This window comes from Streptomyces longispororuber (genome assembly GCF_024448165.1).
Taxonomy (GTDB): domain Bacteria; phylum Actinomycetota; class Actinomycetes; order Streptomycetales; family Streptomycetaceae; genus Streptomyces; species Streptomyces longispororuber_A.
On record NZ_JAMOLN010000118.1, the window covers coordinates 1 to 19,467 of the forward strand.

Consider the following 19,467-nt stretch of genomic DNA (forward strand, 5'->3'; position numbering starts at 1 on the left):
TGGTGGAGCGGGGCGGCCGGGTCGGGCCTGCCCAGTTCGCGTCGGGTGGAGACGGCGTCGTCGACCACCTCGACCCAGTGGCCGGGCTCCAGCATGGCGTGCCGGTCGCGCCCAAGAGTCGTCAACTGCACGGTGGCCTCGTCGACATGCCGGATGGGGAAGATCACAGAACCGTTGTCCCGGGACCAGACGAAGCTCGCGCCTTTGCCCGCCGTCCCGCCGTCCCGGATCTCCACGCGGTAGAGCTGGTTCTCACCGGTGTACGCGCCATCCGGAACGGTGGTGCAGGGATCGTCGTCGGCCCCGGCCTGCCGGTTGCCGACCACTTGGAGCAGGCCCGCGGGGCCGGGCGTGCGCTGGTCGGCGATCCACCGCTCCGGCTCCTCGCTCCCTGCGAGCGGGTGCGCCCTGACCTGCCACACCACCTGTGCGCGGCTTGCCGTGTCGGGGTGGTGCAGGCCCAGCGCGGGTTCGTGCAGCGACGGGTCCTCGACCTCGGTGATGTGCCGTTCCCAGACCTTGAGGTAGATGAGAATGCGGCGGCCCCGCAGCCTGTCTGCGCCGCGCGGATCGATGAACGCGTGCGGCTGGGCGGTGTACGCGATGTCGGTGGGGTTGTCCACGAGGATGCCGTCCACGTAGTAGTGCCCAGCGCCGATCACGAAGTCCCCACTGGTCAACTCCTTGACCTGGAAGCCGGGCCGGGCGGCCGGCGTGGCGAAGGGGCCGACCAGGTCGGCCATCGCGGTCCTCAACTGGTGCAGCAGGATCGCTGTCTGCTCATTCCGGTTGGCGTCGAGACCGACCCGGCCCTGGAGGTCGAACACGGTCGAGTAGTGGCGGTCTGGCGAGAAGGTGATGTTCGAGAAGTCACCGTGCACGGCGTCTCCCTAAGTGGCGGTGATGACGGCCGCCTCGACGCCGAGCGGCACGTACTCGGTCAGGTGGTCGAGGAGGTTGCTCAGGCGGTGGGGCTGATAGAGGTCGTGGAAGGCGCCCAGCTCGGCCCCGTCCTCGGCGCCTGCGGAGATCAACGGGTCGCAGGAGACGTGGAGTTGGCAGTATCCGGGGTGGCCGTACCGGGTGCTGGTGAAGTGCGGTCGTACGGTTCCGGGCGGTGACACGCAGCGGTAGCGGGGCGGGCCGGGGTGACTGTCGGGCGCGTACGAGTAGCGCACACAGCCTGTGTCGCGGCGAAGCGTGTGGAGGCAGCCGGTGACGATGCTGTTCTCTGCGAGGGGGAGGACATGAACGCGTACGTCGCCCAGGACCGTGCAGCGGCGCATGGTGAGCGCGGCATGGGCGAAGCGGTCCTCGGGGCCGGTGACGGCGGGGAGATCGCCCGCGGTGGCGTCGACGATGGAGTCCAGGAGCTCGATGTCCAGGGGGTCTCCCATGGATTCGTCCTGGTCCACCACAATCGTGCCGATCACCGAGTGCGCGACGCGTAACCGGGCGGTGGTGCGGCGCAGTTCGACAGAGGGCTCCGTGCCCCATCGAGGGCGGCAGTCGTGCTGGAGCTCCCAGCCGGGCACCAACGTGCAGTGGCGCAGGAGGACTTCGCCGATCTCGCCCACCACGTACAGGCTGCGGCCGCTGACCACCAGCCCGTCGAGGACCAGACGCGGGCGGCGGGCAGTCGGCGGCGGGCAGTCGGCGACCGTGCCGGCCGGCGGCTGCTTCGCGGTGGCCCGTACGGTGAGCGCGTCGAAGCGGTTGGCCTTCTGGTTGAGGAGGCGGATCACCGGGCGGTGCCCCGGTGCCGCGCGGATCTCCAGGCGGTCTTCCTCGTCCAGGTCGATCCGCAACGATTCCGTGTAGTCGGCCGAGTCGTGGATCTCGATCAATGCGTCGTGCAGCGACCGGTTCGCGGTCTTGTCCGTTCGCCACTGCTGGAGTGCGGCTGTGAGGGAGCCCAGGCCGTCCACGCCGCCCACGGCGTACCGCCTGCGTCCGTCGAGCGGGGTCACCGGGCGCCGGTAGGCGCCGCCGCCCATCGCGTCGGGGAAGCCGTAGTGCCAGCTCACCCACACCCCGTCCGCCGGCGCCTCGTCGGCGGGGAAGGCGATGCGGCCGAGCACCGGATCGACCACGACCTGCCCGGGTTGCGGCCGGTACCGCCAGTCGGTGAGGTCGGCCACGACGATCTGTGCCGCCGGAACGGCGTCATCGGGTGCGTTCCGCCATATCTGCAGGCTGCGACCGGGGCCGTAGTACTCGGTGACGGCGGCCTCGAACTCCTCGCGTGCCAGCGGGTGCGGTACGTCACCGGGCCCCGAGACCCGCGCGGGCGCCGGGCCCCGGGGTGCCGGGGCGAACAACTGGGTGTCGATTCCGAGGACGTTGACGAGGTAGCGGCTGTAGCGCTGGTCGATGCAGAACGCCGGTGCTCGGGTCACTGGAAATGCCCGCAGCCGCCACACGAACAGGGCGAGGCTCGCGATGCCGTGCAGGCCGAGGGTTTCCGTGCTGTTCGGCCGCCGGACGTCCAGTAGATGCGGTGTCCCGTCGAAGGGGCCGCCCAATTGTGCGCAGGCCAGTGTGTCGCGTACCGCGAGGGTCGCCGGGCGGTCGAGGCGTACGTGTCGCATGTGCTGGGCCCGGACCAGGTGCCGGTACAGCTCCACGGCCCGCGCGGGCCAGCCGGAACTGTCCAGGGCGACCGCCTCCAACGCCGCCGCAGTGCCTTTGCGCCGCCGGTTCGCGACGGCGTCCGCCACGTCTCTGCGCGGGGACAGCGCACGCACCGCGCCGGGCGAGCCGCCGGCCGGCGGGCGGCGGGTGCCGACCAGAGCGCCGATGTACGGCACCACCCAGTCCTCGCAGGTCTCCACGAACCAGTTGGCGTACCAGGTGTCCAGGTCGTCCTCGAGTACCTGGACCTGGCTCTCGATGATCCGTAGCAACGCCCGCAAGGGAAAGCCCAGTTGCTCATCGCGGGTGCGGTGGACGGCGGGCAGCAGGGCGTACAGACGGTCGCGGGGCGCGCTGCTCATCGGGTCACCTCCAGGTGCAGTACGGCGAGGTGCGGGAGCCCCGGAGCGGCGACGACCAGATCCGCGGGGTGGACGACCTGGTCGGGAGCTTCGTCCTCGACACAGGCCGGCCGCGCCGGGACACGTTCGGCGACACCCGTGACCTGCTCCGCGTCAGCCGGCGTGGTTCCGGGCGTGGCACCGAAGCGTCGTACGTCCACGAACGTGACCCCCGGCACGCCCTGGAGCGCGGCCACGGCCTCCGCGAGATACACGCTCTGTCCCAACTCCCGTGCCTCGAAGGTGAAGGCGCGCTCGAAGGCGGCGCGGACGTGCGGTTCGAGCAGGGTCGGGGAGCGGTCGGGGGCGATGCCGAGCCTCGCTTCGACGACGAGGTTCCAGCGGGTGCGGGGCTCGACGGAAGCGAGAACGTGGGGGTCGCCGTAGCGGCGGAAGGCAGCGAGCAGGGAGGTGATGACGGCCGTGTCCGGCGAGAGGGCGGAGTCATCGACACCCGCCACAGTGACGTGCACGAGTTCGCGATCGCCGACGGCGAGGCGGGTGGCGAGCGCTTTGCCGACACCGGCCCGGGCCAGCGTGAAGTCGGCGTAGTCGCGCAGGCCGACCAGTCGATCCATCGCCAGCGTCGGCAGCGCGGCCCGGCCGCGCAGCGCGGCGTCGGTGTCGGCGTCCGTGCCGCCACCGGTGCGCAGCGGATTGGTCACGGCGTTGACGCCGACGGGCCTGGTGCGCAGCTGGGTCAGCTGTCCCGGTCGCAGATTGCCGCTGCGGCCGAGGCCGATCCGGTAGCGGGCGGCGAGGTTCCCTGTGCCGGTGGGCAGGCGGGCCCCGCGACGGCCGTCCCCGAAAGTGATGGCGGCGGTGCCGGTGTCGTCCGTGCGGAGTTGGTAGGCGTGCTCGGTCGGGGCGGCGCGCGCTACCTCGTCCGTCTCGTGCCAGGACAACTCGTCGACCCTGAGCTCGAGTTGCGACTCCTCTCCGTCGGCGTCGGGCGCCGCCACATAGGTCAGCGGATGCGCGGCCAGGGTGAAGCGCTGGCTCGGCCGGGACGCGTCGCCGCTGCCGAGCGCCGGTTCTTCCTTGGTCTCCCCGTGTGTGGCGGGTACGGCATTGCCCCATACGGTGACCGTGTCGCGGCGGTAGTGGTGGCGGAGATCTGTGGCCAGGTCGAGGACGGAGTACGGGGTCGCGCCCGGCCGGTTGGGGTCGGTGGCCGTCCTGGTGCTCAGGACGCGGGCGAGTTCGCCGGTGGATTCGGTGCTGTCGGCGTCCGTGCCGGTGATCAGGACGGTCCGGGACGGGGGCAGATCGGTGATCACGTGGTCGAGATCGACGGACGAGCCTTTGACGACGTCGGTGAACGGTTCGGCGGCGAGGCTGAGCCGCTCGGCCTGAGCGTGGACGGTGACGGGGCGGTGCAGACTCAGCAAGGGGGCGGCGTCCGGGGCCGGGTTCTCGTACCAGGGCTTCGGCAGGTCCAGGACGGTGACCTTGCCCGTGATCCCGTAGTGGGCCAGGCCCTGGCTCCGGGCGAAGGTGACCGGGAACGGTTTCCCCGCGTCACCCGCGGCCTCGATGACGATCCAGCTGCCGCTCAGGACGCGGGGGTGGTCCCCGTCCAGCCACAGCCGCTGCCGCTCCGCGTCGCCCGCCTTGTAGAGCGGGGTGTCCAGCGGCCACTCCTGGGGTTCCTGGGCAGCGGTGGCGGTCTCGCTCATCCCGCCGTCGCCCGTCCTTTCCACCGGCTTGAGCGGCGCCGCGGCACCGAACGGAGCGGCCCTGACCCGCAGAACGTCGAGACGGACGAACGTGTGCTCGGCCGGCCGCGTGGCACTGTCCGCGCACTCGGCCTCGTACTTGGGGGAGATCGTCACCAGGTGCAGGGCGCTCGTGGCGGCGAGGGCGTCGGTGCGCACGGACTCGACGATGCGTACGGTCGGCTCCTCGCGGTCGTCGAAGTGGAACAGCAGCCGGTCGTTCGGGGCCACCCCGGTACCGACACCGTCGACATACACGACCCGCAGCCCTCGAGCGCACTCCCGTGTCATAGGTGGGGGGCGTCGCGTCCGGACCCGCAGCGCCCCCCATGAGGGCCGGGCCGTCAGGTCCTCCACCGTCTCGAACGTCACGGGCTTCTCTCCGGGATCCGGCACACTCTGCACCTGTGAGCCTGTCGGCACGGTCACCGGTGCGTCCGCCGGGTCCGGGTCCAGGGTGTAGGCGAGATGGCCGTCCGCTGCGAGACCGGGCCGGGGCTGGTATCCGACGAGCCGGCCCAGCCCGAGGAGCGACTGGCGTTCGGTGGCAGTACCGAGATAGCCCTCGTCGGCGATGCGTTCCTGGTAGAACGCCAGGATGTCGCCGACGCAGGCCCACGCGTCCAGGAGGGCCAGTGCGGGGTCGGCGGGGTCCCGGGTGCTGAGCGTGGCCAGTTCGGGGTGCGCCGAACCGGCCAGGGCGCGGGTCATCGCGCTGAGAAACGCGGCATGCGTGCCGACGCGGGCGTGGAGGGCCGTCGCGCCGGGCGGGTTGTCCGTCGGCAGCGGCGTTGCGGCCCCGGCCGTGCAGCTACAACTGGCGTCACCGTTGACGCACATGGGTCTTCACCGTCCTCCCACCATGTCGATCCACAGCACCCCGGGGCCCGGCCCCGAGGGATCCGCCCCGCCCACCGGGAGTTCCAGCGGCCCGAAGGCCAGCACCCCGTCGGCGGGCACGGACGGTACGGGCGACTCGGCGCGGCCCAACCGGTTCACCTTCGCCGCCACCACACCCGGCACCGCCATCGCCTCCGCCACCAGTCGCCCGGTGTAGAGGGCGCTGCCGAAGGTCAGCCGGTCAGGATGGAACAGGCCGCCGGTGCCTTCGCCGAGCCGGGCCCGTACCGTCCGCTCCACGGCTGCCCGCCGGGCGTCCGGTGCGAGGCAAAGCCGCAGACGTACGTCCACCGCGACCGCGCGCGGATCGTTCACCCGCAGGTCGTGGCCGATCCGTCGGGCGTGTTCGAGCCGGTCACGCACAGCGGCCAGGAGCCCGGCCGGGGGAGTGGTATGTCCGAGTGCGTCGACCGCCACGTCGGCCTCGTACCAACTCCCTGTCCAGACAAGGTCGGTGGCCGCGCGTTGTACGCCTGCCACCTCGCCCGCCAGCGCGCTGTAGTCGTCCGCAGTGACAGCCCGCTCGAGTCGGTGCCGGTACTGCGTGGGCCCGAACAACCGCGCGTCCGCGACGAGTTCGGGTGCAGTGCCGCCCGTCGCAGGCAGGGGATTGCGGACGGCGGTGATGCGGGCGTCGGTGCGTGCGCTGACGACCACCTGTACCACCGTGTCCGAACCCGCGTTGCCCGCGGGCCCGTTGCCGACCCGCAGTGCGGCTAGGAACTCCTGTCCGCCCGTCACCGCCCGCCCCGACTGTCCGTTGCCGAAACGCAGCCGGGCGGTTCCGTCGTCCTCGGCCTCGACCACGACATGGGGATCGTCACCGGCGCTGTCGAGCAGGTCGGCCCGCGGTGTCCAGAGTTCGCCCGACGACGTCAGCGTCAGCTGGGGGAGAGCGGCCCGCGGATCCTGGGTGAGTGCGGCTGAAGCGGGTCCCGCGAGCTGGGGGTCGGACGGGGCGAGCCCGGCTGCCAGGACCACTCCCCAAGCCGCGGCCACCTCGGCAGCGGTCTCGTCGTCGAGTGGGCTGCCGGCGCGGGCCCGCTCGGCGAGCCGGGCCAGCCGCGCGGTGCGGCGGGCCAGCAGGGCGGACGAGCGCGTCTGCAGCCGCAACAGCGCCGTCCGTTGCTGTGCCGCGTCGCGCGCGTCGTCCAGTCCGGACCCTGCCACGGTTCGGGCACCCCACAGCGTGCGGGCCAGGTCGAGGTCGGCGTCCGCCAGTGGTTCGCCGGCCGCCACTCGCCGGTCCATGTCCTCGACGGCCTCGGCCGCCCGCGCGGGGATCGCCTCCAGCGCCCGAACCTGCGCGGCCGCCGTGCGGGCCGGGTCGGGGTGCGGCGAGCGGCGGGTGAGCGGGCCGGAGTCCAGACGAGGCAACCACCGCACGGGCGGCGAAGACCGGGTCCGAGGCCGGCCGAGGCCGTCGCAGGCCGTCGGGCTCACTGCCGCGTCGGGGGCGGTGAGACGGACGGGTGGTGCACCGCTGCTGCCGTGGTCGACCAGCACGATGTTGCCGCGCGCCACACTCAGGTCCTCGATCAGACAGCACCGGTCACCGCCCACCACGGCCAGGCACAAGGGAAAGGCCAGCGCGTCCTCCTCGGCCCAGCACACGCGCAGCAGTCGCTGCCCGTGCACCGGGTCCGTGACCTCCTGCACCTCGGTGAGCCGCACCGCCTGCCGGTGACGTGGATCCGCGTCGCCGGGCACACCCGTGGCCGTACCGCGCACCTCCTCCAGGATCAGCACGTCACCGGGTGCCAGCTCCAGCAGGCGCTGCTCGGCGGTGCCGGGGTCGACCAAGGTCGCGGACGTCGTCCCGGTGGGCAGACAGCACTCCTCGCCGTCCCAGGTCCACAACCGGATCCGGTTGTGCGCCGGGCGCAGCACCAGGTCGGCGGCGACCACGGGCTCGTAGCGCTCGAAGTGGCCGGTGAGAGAAGTCAACCGGTCCTCCGGGACGAGCGGGTGCTCGACGGGCAGAGCGGTGGCGAACCAGTACGTGCCGACGCGCAGCACCGCGTACTCCTCGACCTCCAGGTGCACCCACGTGCGGGCGTTGCAGCCCTCGTGCAGCCGGTAGTCGACCAGTCGCAGGTGGCGGCGGACGGAGGTACGCAGGCGTGCGGTGTGCAGGTATGCCTCGGTGGCGATGGTGTCCTGTCGGTAGGAGAGCTGGTCGCCGACGTAGGCGAGGAGTTCGACGAGGGTGATGCCGATGTCCGGGATCTCCGGGTCGGCCCAGGCGGGCGAGGTGAGGGCCAGCCGGTCGAGGATCAGGCGGCGGAAGCTCGCATAGTCCCTGGCCAGGTAGTCCAGGGCGGGCGCGGCACCTGCCGGGGCCGGACAGTCGGTCACGGGCGCGCAGTCGGTCGCTTCGGCGCAATGCGCGGTGAAGGTGAACTCCGCGCCGCTGTGCCGGGGATCGAAACCGGGGTACGGGGCGTCGGGCCGTTCCGGGTCGACCAGGCGGAGCGTGTAGGGGGATCCGTCGCCGAGGCGGTCCAGCGTGACGAGCAGCGTGGCCTGCCGAGCCGGCGCCGGCGCACCCTCGACCCGCACTGCCACGGCACGTACCTCGCACCCAGGTCCGTCGATCCGTACACACGCGGCGTCCGGCACCGGATCGGGCGCCGCACCGAGCAGCAGCACCCGCAGGGTGCGTCCGGGCACGTCGACGTCCACGGCGACGACCGCGCCGAGACCGCTCTGCCGGGTGCGGTCCGCCCGCTCGCCGGGCAGGCAAGGATGTAGATCGGGTACGTGGGTCACGGTCCCGTCTCCCGTTCCAGAACGGCTGTGCCCGGATCGCCGGTGGCGAGCAGCACATAGCCGACGGTGATCCGCAGCTCTGAGTCCTCGCTCTCCACCTGGACGCGCTCGACCTGGATGACATCGCCCAGCCACCGCTGCAGCGCGGCCTGCAGGGAGTACTCGACGGCCCCGGCCAGTTCCTGGTCGGCTGGTGCGAACACCAGTTGCAGCGCACCCGACCCGAAGTCCGGCCGGTTCACCCGCTCTCCCGGCACGGTGAACAGCAACTGTTCGATCAGGTCGCGGACATGGCCCTCGTCGGTCGTGTCGGCCGAGCGGCCGCGCGGGTCGATGCGGAAGGGGAAGTCCAGGTGCGTGCGGGCCTGATCCGGATGAGTGCTCACGTGGCCACCACCCGTTGCTGGACCGTCGACACCACGGGCGGCCCCTGCGGTACCTGGGCGGCGGACAGGCACAGTCCCGTGCCCGGGCCGGTGGGCTGTACGACGAGTGGGCGGCCCTGCACGAAGACGCGGGTCGAGGCAGCCAGGCCGAAGTCGACTTTGACGCAGGGGGTCGGAGGCTGGGACGAGGACAGGGCACAGGAAGGGGCGACGACATTCACGTCGGCCGTCGTCACCACCGGCGCGCCTGTTGCCAGCACCTGCTGCCCGCCGGGCGTCAGCGTCAGCTGGCCCTGGTGCGCACAGGTCAGGGAGGCGGCCGTGGTGAGGGCGAATCCTGGCATGGTGGCCTCCTCACGCCGTCTTCACGACGAGGGCGCCGTTGTTGATGTTCACGAGGCCGTTCAGGCTGATGTTCGCGGCGGTGATGGTCACGCCGGCGCCGTCCACGGTGATTGCCGCGGTCGGCGACTGCAGCAGCACCCCGCCGCCCTTCATCGGCGCGATGGGGGAGTCACTGACGGCGACCTTGCTCTTGCCGGTGCTCTCCACCAGGAAGACCGGGGAGGCCGGGACGAGCGCACCGGCCGTGGCCGGGGCCTCGGTACGGCTGCCCCAGAAGAAGCCCGTCCAGATGGGATGGTCGGGGTCGCCTCCCTCGAACTCCACCCACACACCGCTCTGCTGGGCCGGCACCACGAACACCCCCGACTGCAGCCCGCCGAGTGGCACGCACGGCATCGCCCAGCTGGTCGGGAAGAGACCGAGCACGTCCGGCACATTGACCAGCAGCCGGCCCATCCCGAGCGGGTCGATGTTGTTCACGACGGAGCCGCGGTACTTGCCGTAGAAGCGCCGTGCGCCCGGCGGTTCGGCGTCCGCGCGCTGCGCGGGGCTGAAGAAGCCCGGCGACTCCACGTAGCCGATGTCGTCCATGTTCCTCATGGCGTCTCGTCTCCTCGCGCCGTGTCTTCGGGCCGGATGGTTCACAGGGGCCCGAAGGCGTTGCGGGTCAGGGTGAACTGCTGGGTGTAGGCGCCCCGTCTGATCGAGTGCGTGACGCTTCGGACGTAGTACGTCCCGTCGTACGCCTCGCCCGCGCCGTGCACCGGGACCGGCCGCCGGGCCCGCAGCGGCTGTCCGTAGCGCAGGACATCGAGGCTGCCCTGTCCGGAGATCACCTCGTAGCTGTCCGCGGCCCGGGCCAGCGCCACCCCCGCTGCCTGCGGCGGGGTCAGCTTGGCCAGCCCGTGGATCGGCTCGACCTTCAGCGGGAGCGGCCTGCGGCGGCCCATGGCCGGAGACAGCGGAGTGACGTCCGGAACGGGTACCGGGATCGGGAACTTGGTCTCGGGGTTCTGGATGAGTACGACGTACTGGGTGGCGGAGAAACCATCGAAGGAGAAGGACAGACTCTCGACGTTGCTCATGGTGTCGCTGTTGACCAGCAGCGGCTCCTGTGGCAGACCCAACTTGTTCGGTGGTTCCCAGTGGGCGACGTTGACGCCCGGGAGGGGGCCCGGTTCCACGAAGAACTGATAGCCGGCCTGGGCGGCGAGCTGCCTCACGTACGCCAGGTCGGTGCCCTGCTGACTGGGCACCTCCTTCAGCGGGTTGGGTGCCACCATGAACACGCTCGGTGTGATCGCGGGGACCAGCCCGTACATGACGTACTTGGCGCAGATCACCGCGACGCGCCCCTCGGGCGGCAGACACGGGTACTTGACGCCGCTGAAGTCGACGACATCCATCATCCGGGAGACGTCCTCGCCGGTCAGCGTCAGCTTCGCCTGTCCCGGATCGGCGGACGGGGCGACCTCGTGGCGGGTGATGACCCCGTCCATCAGCACCGTCGACCGCCCGCGCACAGTGAGCACCAGCTGCGTCCGGGCCGGCGGGTCCAGGGCGCCCTGTGGCAGCAACTCGGCCATGAGCAGAGAGCGTTTGGCCGTGACGAACTGCAGCTGGAAGCCGCCTGACTGCCCGACACCTTCGGTGACCTGGACGGACAGCAGGGCGTCGGCCACCTCGCGCGGCACCGGCTCGGCGCGCACCGCCCCGAGCCTGAGCGCCAGCAGCAGTTCAGAAGCCATGCGTGCTCCCGGCTGCTTCGGCGGACAGAGCGATCAGCAGGCGGCGGCCCGGACGGTCGGTCAACTCGGCCGGATCAAGGACGGGATTGGCATCCGCGATCCGCCAGAACAGCTCCGGATCCCCGAACGCGGCTGCCGCGATCCGGTCGAGGCGGTCGCTCTCGGCCACCGTGCGAAAGCCGATCGGCGTCAGGGTGGCGGGGGCGGGCAGGAGCCTGCGGCGGACGTACGGGATCGGGTCGCCGTCATCCGGCGGCTGGTACCGGGCAACTTCGACGCCGTGGTAGCGGCTCGCGGGGGTGAACATCAGCTGCCTCCCGGTGGTGTGCCGAAGCCGGTGGTGGGCGGCCCGGGCGAGCGGTACAGGGCGGCGAGCTGTTCGCGGCGCCGCTGGTGGGCGAGGAACAGAACGCCGCCGCGGTGGGTGAAGCCCAGGTCATCGACGGTGAGAAGGCGCAGGCTCAGGGAGACCTTGGCGCGGATCGGGTGCAGCTGGGAGTCGAAGTCCTCCTCGGTGACCGTGAACTCCGTGATCCGCACCGGCACCACGCGGTCGCGGCTCCACACGAACACCGTCAGGGGCGACTCCATGGGAGCGATCTCGAACGCTCCGGTACGGGCCGCGGAGTCCTGGTCGAGGAGTGCCCGAGTCGTCGGGTTGACCAGGAGGTCCAGTGCCGCGAGCACGGGCAGCAGGCCGTATCGGGCCACGGTGTCCCCGTCCGTCCCGGAAGGATTCTCCAGCTGGTCGGTCGCGTTCAGCTCGACGTCCACCTTGACCGTCTCGTGCGCGGGCCCCTTCAGCCGAAGCGCCTCGCTCCGTTCCCCGGCCTCGGCCGCGACGCCCTGCGGCTGCAGCGTGCGCGTAAGGGTGTCGGGGTTGTACTGGAGAGTGATCGTCCGCAGAACGGCTCCCGTGGTGGGATCCAGGAGGACGAGGGCGCCGCGCTGGACGACGGGGGTTCCCGGTGGGAAGGACGAGGTCATCGGGTGTCACCGTCCCGGCCGGACCCTTGGACGGCGGCGTGGCCGGGCCCGGCATCGGCCAGCACACGCCCGATGGCTCCTGCCGCCGCGCGCGCCGCCCCATCGAGCCCACCGTCCGCGACGGTCAACCGCAGCCGGTCCTGCGCGAAGCGGCGGGGACCCGTCGTCCGGTCTCGGGGCTCCTGCCCGACCGACGGCCGGGCAGGCACTGCGAGCCCCTGCTGCAGCGCCGCCCTCACCACCTCGGCCACCTCGGTCGCCGAACGCCCTTCGGCCGCAGCGGAGTCGAGCACGATCCGCTCGATCCGCAGCGCGATCCTCCGCACGGTCATGGCGCCTCCCCGGCGAGCACGGGCATCGGCAGGTCCAGCTTGCGGAACTCGGCTCGGGCGGCGCCGACGAGCATCGCGGTGTCGACGGGCCGCCCGGCCGCCGCCGCCGCGAAGGCAGCGCTCAGTGCGATCGCCTGGATGGCCGCGCCGGTGGCCGGCAGATCGGCGAGGAGGCCGAGGTCGAGATCGTCGTCGCGCGGCACCGCGTCCGGGAAGGCCGCCGCCCACAGCCGCCGTCGTTCCTCCTCGCCGGGCACCGGAAACTCCACGACGAACCTCAGGCGTCGCAGGAACGCGGGATCCAGTGCGGCCCGCAGGTTGGTGGCCAGCACGGCGACACCTCGGTAGGCCTCCATGCGTTGCAGGAGGTAGCTCACCTCGATGTTGGCGTACCGGTCGTGGCTGTCCTGTACCTCGCTGCGTCGCCCGAACAGGGCGTCCGCCTCGTCGAACAGGAGCAGCGAGCCCCCGCACTCGGCGGCGTCGAACACCCGGCGCAGGTTCTTCTCGGTCTCGCCGATGTACTTGCTCACCACGGCCGACAGGTCGACGCGGTAGAGGTCCAGGCCGAGTTCGTGGGCGAGCACCTCGGAGGCGAACGTCTTTCCGGTACCGCTCGGGCCACAGAACAGCGCGGTCACGCCTTGCCCCCGGTGGGTCCGCTCGCCGAAGCCCCAGTCCCCGAACACCGCGGCGCCGTGCCGGACCTGGCCGGCCATCCGTCGCAGCATGTCCGTCTGCTGTCGGGGCAGTACCAGATCGTCCCATCGTGCGCGGGGCACGATGCGCTGCGCGAGGGCCTCGAGGCGGGGCCGGACGGCGTTGCGGCAGGCCACCCAGAGCCGGGCCTCGGCCTCGTCGGGGGCGAGGGCGTCCGGCGGGTGGGCGGCGGCGATGCGATGCAGCGCGGGCAGCCCCAGTCGGAACTGGCTCGACAGCGCGGTGGGCGCCCCTGCCGGCTCAAGGCCGGTGGCCGCAGCCCACAGGGCGCGCTGCTCGTCAGGCGGCGGAACTGCCACGTCGACCACGGCCCCGGCCCGTCCGTCGACCGGCCACACGTCACGGGCGGCCAGCACAACCGGCCCGCCGGTACGTGACAGCAGACGCCGGATGGCGGAAGCCTGGGCCGGGTCGTCGGGATCGGCGTCGGTCCCGTCGAGGAACAGCGCGACCGGCAGCAGCAGACTCTCCCGGTGCCACAACAGGGCCACCGTGTCTGGATCCTGCCCGCCGCGCAACAGCAGTCCGGCGCGCAGGCGGTACAGCTCACGACCCAGCCGTGCGAACGCCCGCACGGCCACGAGCGCCGCGCTGTCGGCGTCGCTCCCGATGAGATGGACGACGGGGGACCGACCGTCGGGGAAGTCGGCGAAGGCAGCCTCCGCCACCGAGTCCTCCGCGTGCCGGAGCGAGGCGGGCGAGGCGATGCCGGGGGCCGCGTCGGCCACCCGCTCGAGGACCGAAGCCAGCCGCCCGTCGAGGTGGTTGAGACCTCGCACCAGGTTGGCGATCCGGTCGTCGGCGCACAGCGGGGCCGTGAGAAGCGGTTGCGCGGGAGCGGGTGCGGCCTCGACCAGCCGCCAGCGCCGTAGGGGCCGCGTCGGGGACAGCACGTCCCAGCGGGCCTCGTCGAACAGCCGCAGCGCCAGCGCGAACGTCGGCGCCGAGGCCTGCGAGTCGCCGTGTGCGGCGGCGATCGCGGCGCCCATCGCAGGGTCCACGGCCGGGGCGGTGGCCAGCAACAGCACGTCTCGTTCGAAGTCGGTCAGCCCGAACCGCTCTGCCAGCTGCAGCAGGGCGGGCGGCGCGGTGCCGTCGGGGGCCGCCGCCTTCTGTCGCGCGGCGGCGAGAGTATCGAGGCCGGCCCCGTCCGGTACGGCGCCGGTGGTCGGCCGGAACGCTCGTGGGTAGTCGTCCGGTGCGGGGGGCGGCAGTTCAACGGCGCGTCCTCGCCGGCCCCGGCTCCTGCCACCTTCCCGTACCTGGGCCTCCCTGGACTCCCGTGAGATATCCGCCGCCCCGTCGGTCACGGTGCGCAGCCGCGCGCGCAACCAGGCCAACGAGGCTTTCAGGTAGCGGCTGTTGGCCTCCTCCCAACGAAGGTCGGCCGGGGAGCCGAGGCTCACGGGATCGTCACCTCCACCGTCGGGCCGGTGCGGAAGGTGCCGTGCGCCCGGTCGACGATCTCGCTGTCGACACCGTCCACGCGCAACCGCACCCGGGTCTTCCCCGAGGGCAGCTCCGCGGTGACCGACACGGTCTTGGTGGGGGCGGTCAGCATTCCCACGGCCAGCTGCCGTGTTCCCACCAGCACGGCGACCTGCTGCCCGGGCAGCACGTGCTGCCCGGCCGTCACGGTCACCCTCGTACGCGCCGGTGTTCCCGCCGCCGCGGCAGCGAGCCCGGTGACCTCCGGCGCGATGCCCAGGGCGAGCGTGTTGGTGCGCGGCGAGGCGCCGCCCGCTGGGCCGACGTCCACGGCCCACGGTCCAGCGGGAAGGTCCGTCGCGGGCAGCGTGAGGATCAGTTCGGCGCCTCCGCCGCCGGACAGCGGCACACTTGTGCTCCGCCGCACACGCAAGTGCCGCAGGCCGGCTGACAGGGCGCCCGCCGGCAGTGCCTCCGTCAGCAGTGTGACCTGCTCACCGGGCAGCGCAGAGACCTGGCCGGCCGTGGCGTAACGGAGTCCGAGCAGCGTGGGGGAGCCCGTGTCGGGGCGGGCGGCCGGGCCCCGGTCGTCGGCGCCCCGTCGCAGCACGGGCATCGGTGCCGCGCCGGGCCGGGCGCTGTCGATGAGGACGACCGTCACCTGGTACGCGGACGACATCCGGAAAGGGGTGCCGAACGCCGTCCACATCTTGGCGATGTCGTCCTGACTCAGCGTTTCCTGCGTGATCTTCACACGCTCGGGCTGCAGGTGCAGATCGCTGCCCGGCAGCGAAGCCGTTGTCGCCGCCCGGATCTCGTCGGGCGACAGCACCGACTCGTCGTGCAGGGCGAGCATCGCCGCGCCCAGTAGTTGGTGCGCCATACCCTCGTTGTCGCTGTACGCGGCGAGCAGGTAGTGCAGTACGAGCGGCAGCACCGGCTTGGGGGACTCGCCGGGAGGCGAGCCGGGCGGGTCGGCGTTGCGGAAGGCCGGATTGAGGTCGGCCCGGTACAGGAACAGGTTGACGTGGTCGCCGCCTGCCGCATCGGGCGCTTTGTCGGGCGGGGCGACGGTGACCTGGGGTCCGCCGAGTCGTGCGTAGAGCCTGGCCCGCAGGGTGGCGGTCACGGCCGCGACGGCAAGGGAGTTGCTCATCCCAATTCCCCCTCGGCGCGTCGGCGCAGATAGTTCTCCAACGCCTTGGCGTGGTTCGCCCGAGCGGCTGCGGACGGCTGGACCTGCTGTTGGGGGGCGGCGGCGGGCGGGGTCCGCACGTCCACCCGGCCGATGGACACCTCGACCACGACCTCGGGTTCCGCCGCCGGAGCCAAGGCGGGTGCAGCACCCGCCACGAGCGCGGGCGACCGGACGGCCGGGTGCAGCAGCGGGCGGGTGAGGACGAGAGCGGGTTGCGGAGCCTCCCGGCGCGGGGACGGCGGAACACCGACCGCGGGGTCCTGTAGTGGGTTCCGACGAGGGTCCGGGGCGCGACGGCCCGGTTGGGGGAAGACCCGAGCGGCGGCGGAGGGCCGCGCGGACGCCTCGGCGTGAGCCGGGAAGCCGGCAGACTCCGCCGAGACGGGGCGCACCGAACCCACGGCCGTTTCGGGAGGCGAGGCCGGTCGGGCGAGGGCGGGGAGAGGCCGCGGGGTGCCGGGATCAGCGGATGGAAGGGAGAGCGGATTCGGCATCTCGTCTCGGGTGGCCGCGCCTTCTCGTACCAAAGAAGGGGCCGTTGGGCGGTACAAGCCACGAGTGGTCGGCTCTTGGTGCGCTGCGGCGACCTCGACATCTACGGGAGCGAGGTCCCGGGGTGGGAGGCCTGTGGGGCTCTGCCGGTCATCCACGGGGCCGGCGGCCGCTGGCGGCTCGGAGGCAGATGCGGTTGGGCCGCTCTCCGTCTCGTCGGTGCCGACAGCCGGTGGCGGCCCGGCGGTCGGTGACGGATGTTCGTACAGGGAAGCGGGGCGCGGGCGCAGACCCGCCATGGGGGAGCGGCTGCGGTCGACGAGGCGGGCGAGGAGACCGTTCATGTGGCCACCAGCCCCAGATAGCACTGGCGGCGCCATGGGCTCAGGGCCAGGGTCTCCGGCTCGGTCCAGCCGTAGGCGCGCGCCAGTTCGTGCACCTCCATCAGGGTCCTGCGACCCCAGGCGTCGAGCTCCGCCCAGAGGTATCCGACGATGTCGAAGGACTCCTCCCAGTCCGTCCCGCAGTCGGGGCAGCCGAGGCCGACCCGGACGTCGATGAGCGGGTCGGCCGCCATCCATGCCTCGGCGACCGCGCCGGCGGCCGGAGCCGGTCCTCCGGCGGGGGTGCAGAGGCTGACGAGCGCCTCCCCCGGCTCGGGGACCCCTGTGTCCAGGACGGCGGCGAGATCCGCGCTCGTCGGCAGGCGAACCCGCACCTCGCGACCGTCCTCGTGCATCGTGACGGCATCTCCGTCCGCCGGGTGCGTCTGCTCCAGCCGCGCCAGCAACTCCTCCTGGTCGAAATCGACTTCGACGTCCGTGCCGCATCCGGGGCAGCGGGAGACCGCGTTCACCGTGGTGCCGAACAGCGCCGCGCGGAAGGCGAACAGGGCCCGGTCCCGTCGGCCCACGGGCAGTTCCGCGACGACCGCGGGGGCGGTGCGCCGGGCGGCGGCGAACAGGGCAAGGCCGCGCCGCAGTGGATCGTGAGGCCAGCCGGACTCCCAGGCGTCCAGCAGTTCACCTGCGCTCACCGTGGTCATCCCGGCACCTGCCCTTCCCTTGGCACATGTGACGTACCGTGCCGACGCGACGTCACTACTTGTGGTCTTGTGGCAGTCCGTCAGAAATCGATCTCACTCGGCTCGTTGACGCTCGCATCGCGCACCCAGCCCTCGTTCTCCAGCTTCAGATGCTGGATCGCGACCGCATTGGCGTTGGCGTCCAGATCGGGGAGCGCCTGGTACTCGGACACCCAGCAGCGGAACACCTGGTAGGCCAGCACCTTCTGGCCCGCCTCGTTGTAGACCTCGATGACCAGGTCCTTGCGGAACCCGGCCAGGGCGACCTCGCGGTCCCGTTGCTCCGGTGCCGACTGGGCGTTGGCGTAGTTCCAGACCTTGTTCGCCCACAGCTCGAACTCCGGGTCGTGAGTGACCCCGCGCTCCAGCGTGATCGGTTCGTACTTGGTGCGGCCCGGCGACTTGCGGGCACTGGAGTGATCGCCGCCGTGGCGGTGCTCCACCACCTCGGTGGTGCGCTTGAGGGCGCTGACCTTGCTCACTCCGGCGACATAGCGCTCGTTCCACATCACGCGGAACTTGAAGTTCTTGTACGGGTCCAAGCGGGCGGTATTGACCGTGAACTGCGCCATCTCAGCTCCCCTGGGCCCTGGCGTCGTCGCGCTTCTGCTGGATACGGATGTGGACGAACTCGGCGGGCGACAGCGGCTGGAAGCCCACGTCGACGGTGACGATGCCCTGATCGATGTCTGCCTGCGGGTTGTTGCCTGCGTCGCAGCGCACGAAGTACGCGTCCTTCGCGGTGCGTCCCTGGAAGGCACCCTGCCGGAACAGCCGGTTCATGAACGCGCCGACGTTGAGCCGGATCGACGACCACAGCGGTTCGTCGTTCGGCTCGAAGACCACCCACTTGGTGCCGACGAACAGTGACTCCTCGATATGCAGGGCCACGCGCCGGGCCGGAATGTACTTCCAGGGATCGCTTATGGCGTCGGCGCCGCGGCAGGTGCGCGCGCCCCACTGCACGTTCCCGTAGACGGGGAAGGTCCGCAGGCAGTTCACGCCCAGCTTGTTGAGGCTGCCGTTCTGCTGATCGGTCAGTCGGAAGGCGAGCGAGCGCACGCCCAGCAGTCCGCCGTCGTCCGTTCCGGCCGGCGCCTTCCAGACCCCGCGCCTGGTATCGGTACGGGCGATCACACCGGCGACCGTGCCGGCCGGCCCCACCATGAGCTCACCGCCCAGGGGATCCGAGATCTGGACCTTCGGGAAGAACACGGCAGCGTTGCGCCCGATGAGGCCGGTCACCGGCAGCCCGGACCGGGCCTTGGTCACCGCGACCTCCGGTGTTTCCCAGGCGAACGGCGGATCGAGCAGCAGCATCGCCCGCCGCTCCTCGCACAGCCGGACGGCGGCGTCGACCACGGGGGCCCAGGCGCTGTCGCGGTTGTCCGTCCCACTCGCCGGCTTGGCCAACTGGGCCGGAATCACCAGGAGATTGAAGATCTCGACGTCGGCGAGGGCCGCGAGTCCGGTGTGGGGTCGCGTCGAGGAGTTGCCCAGCGCATGGTCGGGTGTGAAGGTGCCGTCCCTGCCGTTCGTGAACCGCTTGTCCGTGGCCGCATCAGGCCGCTGGTCGAATACGTCGGCGTCGGGCTGTACCAGCTGCGAGGTCTCGAGTTGCCTGCCCAGCCAGCGGCTGCGAAGGGCGGGGTCGATGGTTACGTCGTACGACTCCGTGGTGGTTGCGGCGGTGATGACGAGGGCGTATTGCTTGTTGTTGGTGGCGTCGTGCGTCACGGTCACCTTGAGGTCGTTGCCCTGAGCGCCCGGAGCCCTCGCCTTCAACTTGATTTCGTTGCCGAGGTCGACGCGTGCGTACTCGGGAGCGTCGCCGACGCGGACGACGATCGCCTTGGCGCCGCCGTTGAGGAAGAACTGGTAGACCGCGTAGCTCAGTTCACTGCCTCGCCAGAGCCCTCCGAACTGGCTCTCGAAGTCGTCCCAGCTCTCCACGGTCGTCGGTGTCGTCGGCCCGGTCAGCGTGGGTCCCACGAACGCCGTCACCGATGTCTCCGCACCGACGATGGGCCGCACAGGGCTCTCGAGTTCCTCGATGTACACACCCGGATAGGAGAATTGCATGCTGGCCCCCTCGGCCTCCCTCACCCGACGGCACCGGGCCGTCGTACGGTGCCTGGAAGGGTGCCCGGGCATCAGTCAATGAGGCGTCACTCCTGCGTCACCGGGCGGTCGTTGACAAAGTTGGGCCTCGGCGAACGGCGATGCCCCTCCGCGCCCGAGCTCGTGACGCTGCGGTGACGGCGAGCTGTCTAGCGTGGGTCGGTCGCGGTACCAATACGCCCGGGCGCAGCAGGCAGGGGA

17 protein-coding genes are annotated in these 19,467 nt (G+C 71.7%); all 17 read right to left on the minus strand.

Going from position 1 to position 19,467, the window contains the following annotated elements:
• Nucleotides 1-881 (minus strand): DUF6519 domain-containing protein (locus M4J07_RS48285; protein ID WP_255976321.1); only part of this gene is annotated, 881 nt, incomplete at its 3' end.
• Between the two features lie 9 nt (nt 882-890).
• On the minus strand, nt 891-2,996 hold the full coding sequence (locus M4J07_RS28790; protein ID WP_255976322.1) for a hypothetical protein: 2,106 nt from the start codon (nt 2,994-2,996) through the stop codon (nt 891-893).
• Entirely contained in the window at nt 2,993-5,593 is a 2,601-nt protein-coding gene (locus M4J07_RS28795) for a putative baseplate assembly protein (RefSeq protein WP_255976323.1), read from the minus strand. Before M4J07_RS28795 ends, M4J07_RS28790 begins: the two co-directional genes overlap by 4 nt.
• 6 nt (nt 5,594-5,599) lie before the next feature.
• Entirely contained in the window at nt 5,600-8,425 is a 2,826-nt protein-coding gene (locus tag M4J07_RS28800; protein ID WP_255976324.1) for a putative baseplate assembly protein, read from the minus strand.
• On the minus strand, nt 8,422-8,811 hold the full coding sequence (locus tag M4J07_RS28805) for a GPW/gp25 family protein (RefSeq protein ID WP_255976325.1): 390 nt from the start codon (nt 8,809-8,811) through the stop codon (nt 8,422-8,424). The genes M4J07_RS28800 and M4J07_RS28805 overlap by 4 nt, the downstream gene beginning before the upstream one ends.
• Nucleotides 8,808-9,155, minus strand: a complete 348-nt coding sequence (locus M4J07_RS28810) for a hypothetical protein (protein ID WP_255976326.1) — start codon at nt 9,153-9,155, stop codon at nt 8,808-8,810. The genes M4J07_RS28805 and M4J07_RS28810 overlap by 4 nt, the downstream gene beginning before the upstream one ends.
• 10 nt (nt 9,156-9,165) lie before the next feature.
• Nucleotides 9,166-9,756, minus strand: a complete 591-nt coding sequence (locus tag M4J07_RS28815; protein WP_255976327.1) for a phage baseplate assembly protein V — start codon at nt 9,754-9,756, stop codon at nt 9,166-9,168.
• Between the two features lie 41 nt (nt 9,757-9,797).
• Complete coding sequence (locus tag M4J07_RS28820) at nt 9,798-10,904, minus strand: hypothetical protein (RefSeq protein WP_255976328.1); 1,107 nt, start codon at nt 10,902-10,904, stop codon at nt 9,798-9,800.
• Nucleotides 10,894-11,211 carry a hypothetical protein gene (locus M4J07_RS28825; protein ID WP_255976329.1) on the minus strand — a complete coding sequence of 106 codons (318 nt, stop codon included), beginning with the start codon at nt 11,209-11,211 and terminating at the stop codon, nt 10,894-10,896. Before M4J07_RS28825 ends, M4J07_RS28820 begins: the two co-directional genes overlap by 11 nt.
• Nucleotides 11,211-11,891 carry a hypothetical protein gene (locus M4J07_RS28830; RefSeq protein WP_255976330.1) on the minus strand — a complete coding sequence of 227 codons (681 nt, stop codon included), beginning with the start codon at nt 11,889-11,891 and terminating at the stop codon, nt 11,211-11,213. The genes M4J07_RS28825 and M4J07_RS28830 overlap by 1 nt, the downstream gene beginning before the upstream one ends.
• Nucleotides 11,888-12,223, minus strand: coding sequence for a hypothetical protein (locus tag M4J07_RS28835; protein WP_255976331.1), 336 nt, complete (start codon nt 12,221-12,223; stop codon nt 11,888-11,890). The genes M4J07_RS28830 and M4J07_RS28835 overlap by 4 nt, the downstream gene beginning before the upstream one ends.
• Nucleotides 12,220-14,349 carry an AAA family ATPase gene (locus tag M4J07_RS48290; RefSeq protein ID WP_255976333.1) on the minus strand — a complete coding sequence of 710 codons (2,130 nt, stop codon included), beginning with the start codon at nt 14,347-14,349 and terminating at the stop codon, nt 12,220-12,222. Before M4J07_RS48290 ends, M4J07_RS28835 begins: the two co-directional genes overlap by 4 nt.
• Nucleotides 14,346-15,527 (minus strand): DUF4255 domain-containing protein, encoded by a 1,182-nt coding sequence (locus tag M4J07_RS28845; RefSeq protein WP_255976335.1) that lies wholly within the window; start codon nt 15,525-15,527, stop codon nt 14,346-14,348. Before M4J07_RS28845 ends, M4J07_RS48290 begins: the two co-directional genes overlap by 4 nt.
• Nucleotides 15,524-15,703 carry a hypothetical protein gene (locus tag M4J07_RS28850; protein WP_255976336.1) on the minus strand — a complete coding sequence of 60 codons (180 nt, stop codon included), beginning with the start codon at nt 15,701-15,703 and terminating at the stop codon, nt 15,524-15,526. Before M4J07_RS28850 ends, M4J07_RS28845 begins: the two co-directional genes overlap by 4 nt.
• A gap of 698 nt (nt 15,704-16,401) precedes the next feature.
• Nucleotides 16,402-17,106 carry a hypothetical protein gene (locus M4J07_RS28855; RefSeq protein WP_255976338.1) on the minus strand — a complete coding sequence of 235 codons (705 nt, stop codon included), beginning with the start codon at nt 17,104-17,106 and terminating at the stop codon, nt 16,402-16,404.
• An 80-nt stretch (nt 17,107-17,186) separates the two neighbouring features.
• Nucleotides 17,187-17,717, minus strand: coding sequence for a phage tail protein (locus M4J07_RS28860; protein ID WP_255976339.1), 531 nt, complete (start codon nt 17,715-17,717; stop codon nt 17,187-17,189).
• 1 nt (nt 17,718) lies between these two features.
• Complete coding sequence (locus tag M4J07_RS28865) at nt 17,719-19,227, minus strand: phage tail sheath family protein (protein ID WP_255976341.1); 1,509 nt, start codon at nt 19,225-19,227, stop codon at nt 17,719-17,721.
• Between the last annotated feature and the right edge of the window lie 240 nt (nt 19,228-19,467).

Excerpts from the sequence above, each read along its gene's own strand:
- M4J07_RS28790 (WP_255976322.1), bottom strand. The coding sequence starts at position 2,996 with ATGAGCAGCGCGCCCCGCGACCGTCTGTACGCCCTGCTGCCCGCCGTC.
- M4J07_RS28795 (WP_255976323.1), bottom strand. The coding sequence starts at position 5,593 with ATGTGCGTCAACGGTGACGCCAGTTGTAGCTGCACGGCCGGGGCCGCA.
- M4J07_RS28810 (WP_255976326.1), bottom strand. The coding sequence starts at position 9,155 with ATGCCAGGATTCGCCCTCACCACGGCCGCCTCCCTGACCTGTGCGCAC.
- M4J07_RS28815 (WP_255976327.1), bottom strand. The coding sequence starts at position 9,756 with ATGAGGAACATGGACGACATCGGCTACGTGGAGTCGCCGGGCTTCTTC.
- M4J07_RS28820 (WP_255976328.1), bottom strand. The coding sequence starts at position 10,904 with ATGGCTTCTGAACTGCTGCTGGCGCTCAGGCTCGGGGCGGTGCGCGCC.
- M4J07_RS28825 (WP_255976329.1), bottom strand. The coding sequence starts at position 11,211 with ATGTTCACCCCCGCGAGCCGCTACCACGGCGTCGAAGTTGCCCGGTAC.
- M4J07_RS28830 (WP_255976330.1), bottom strand. The coding sequence starts at position 11,891 with ATGACCTCGTCCTTCCCACCGGGAACCCCCGTCGTCCAGCGCGGCGCC.
- M4J07_RS28835 (WP_255976331.1), bottom strand. The coding sequence starts at position 12,223 with ATGACCGTGCGGAGGATCGCGCTGCGGATCGAGCGGATCGTGCTCGAC.
- M4J07_RS28845 (WP_255976335.1), bottom strand. The coding sequence starts at position 15,527 with ATGAGCAACTCCCTTGCCGTCGCGGCCGTGACCGCCACCCTGCGGGCC.
- M4J07_RS28855 (WP_255976338.1), bottom strand. The coding sequence starts at position 17,106 with ATGACCACGGTGAGCGCAGGTGAACTGCTGGACGCCTGGGAGTCCGGC.
- M4J07_RS28860 (WP_255976339.1), bottom strand. The coding sequence starts at position 17,717 with ATGGCGCAGTTCACGGTCAATACCGCCCGCTTGGACCCGTACAAGAAC.
- M4J07_RS28865 (WP_255976341.1), bottom strand. The coding sequence starts at position 19,227 with ATGCAATTCTCCTATCCGGGTGTGTACATCGAGGAACTCGAGAGCCCT.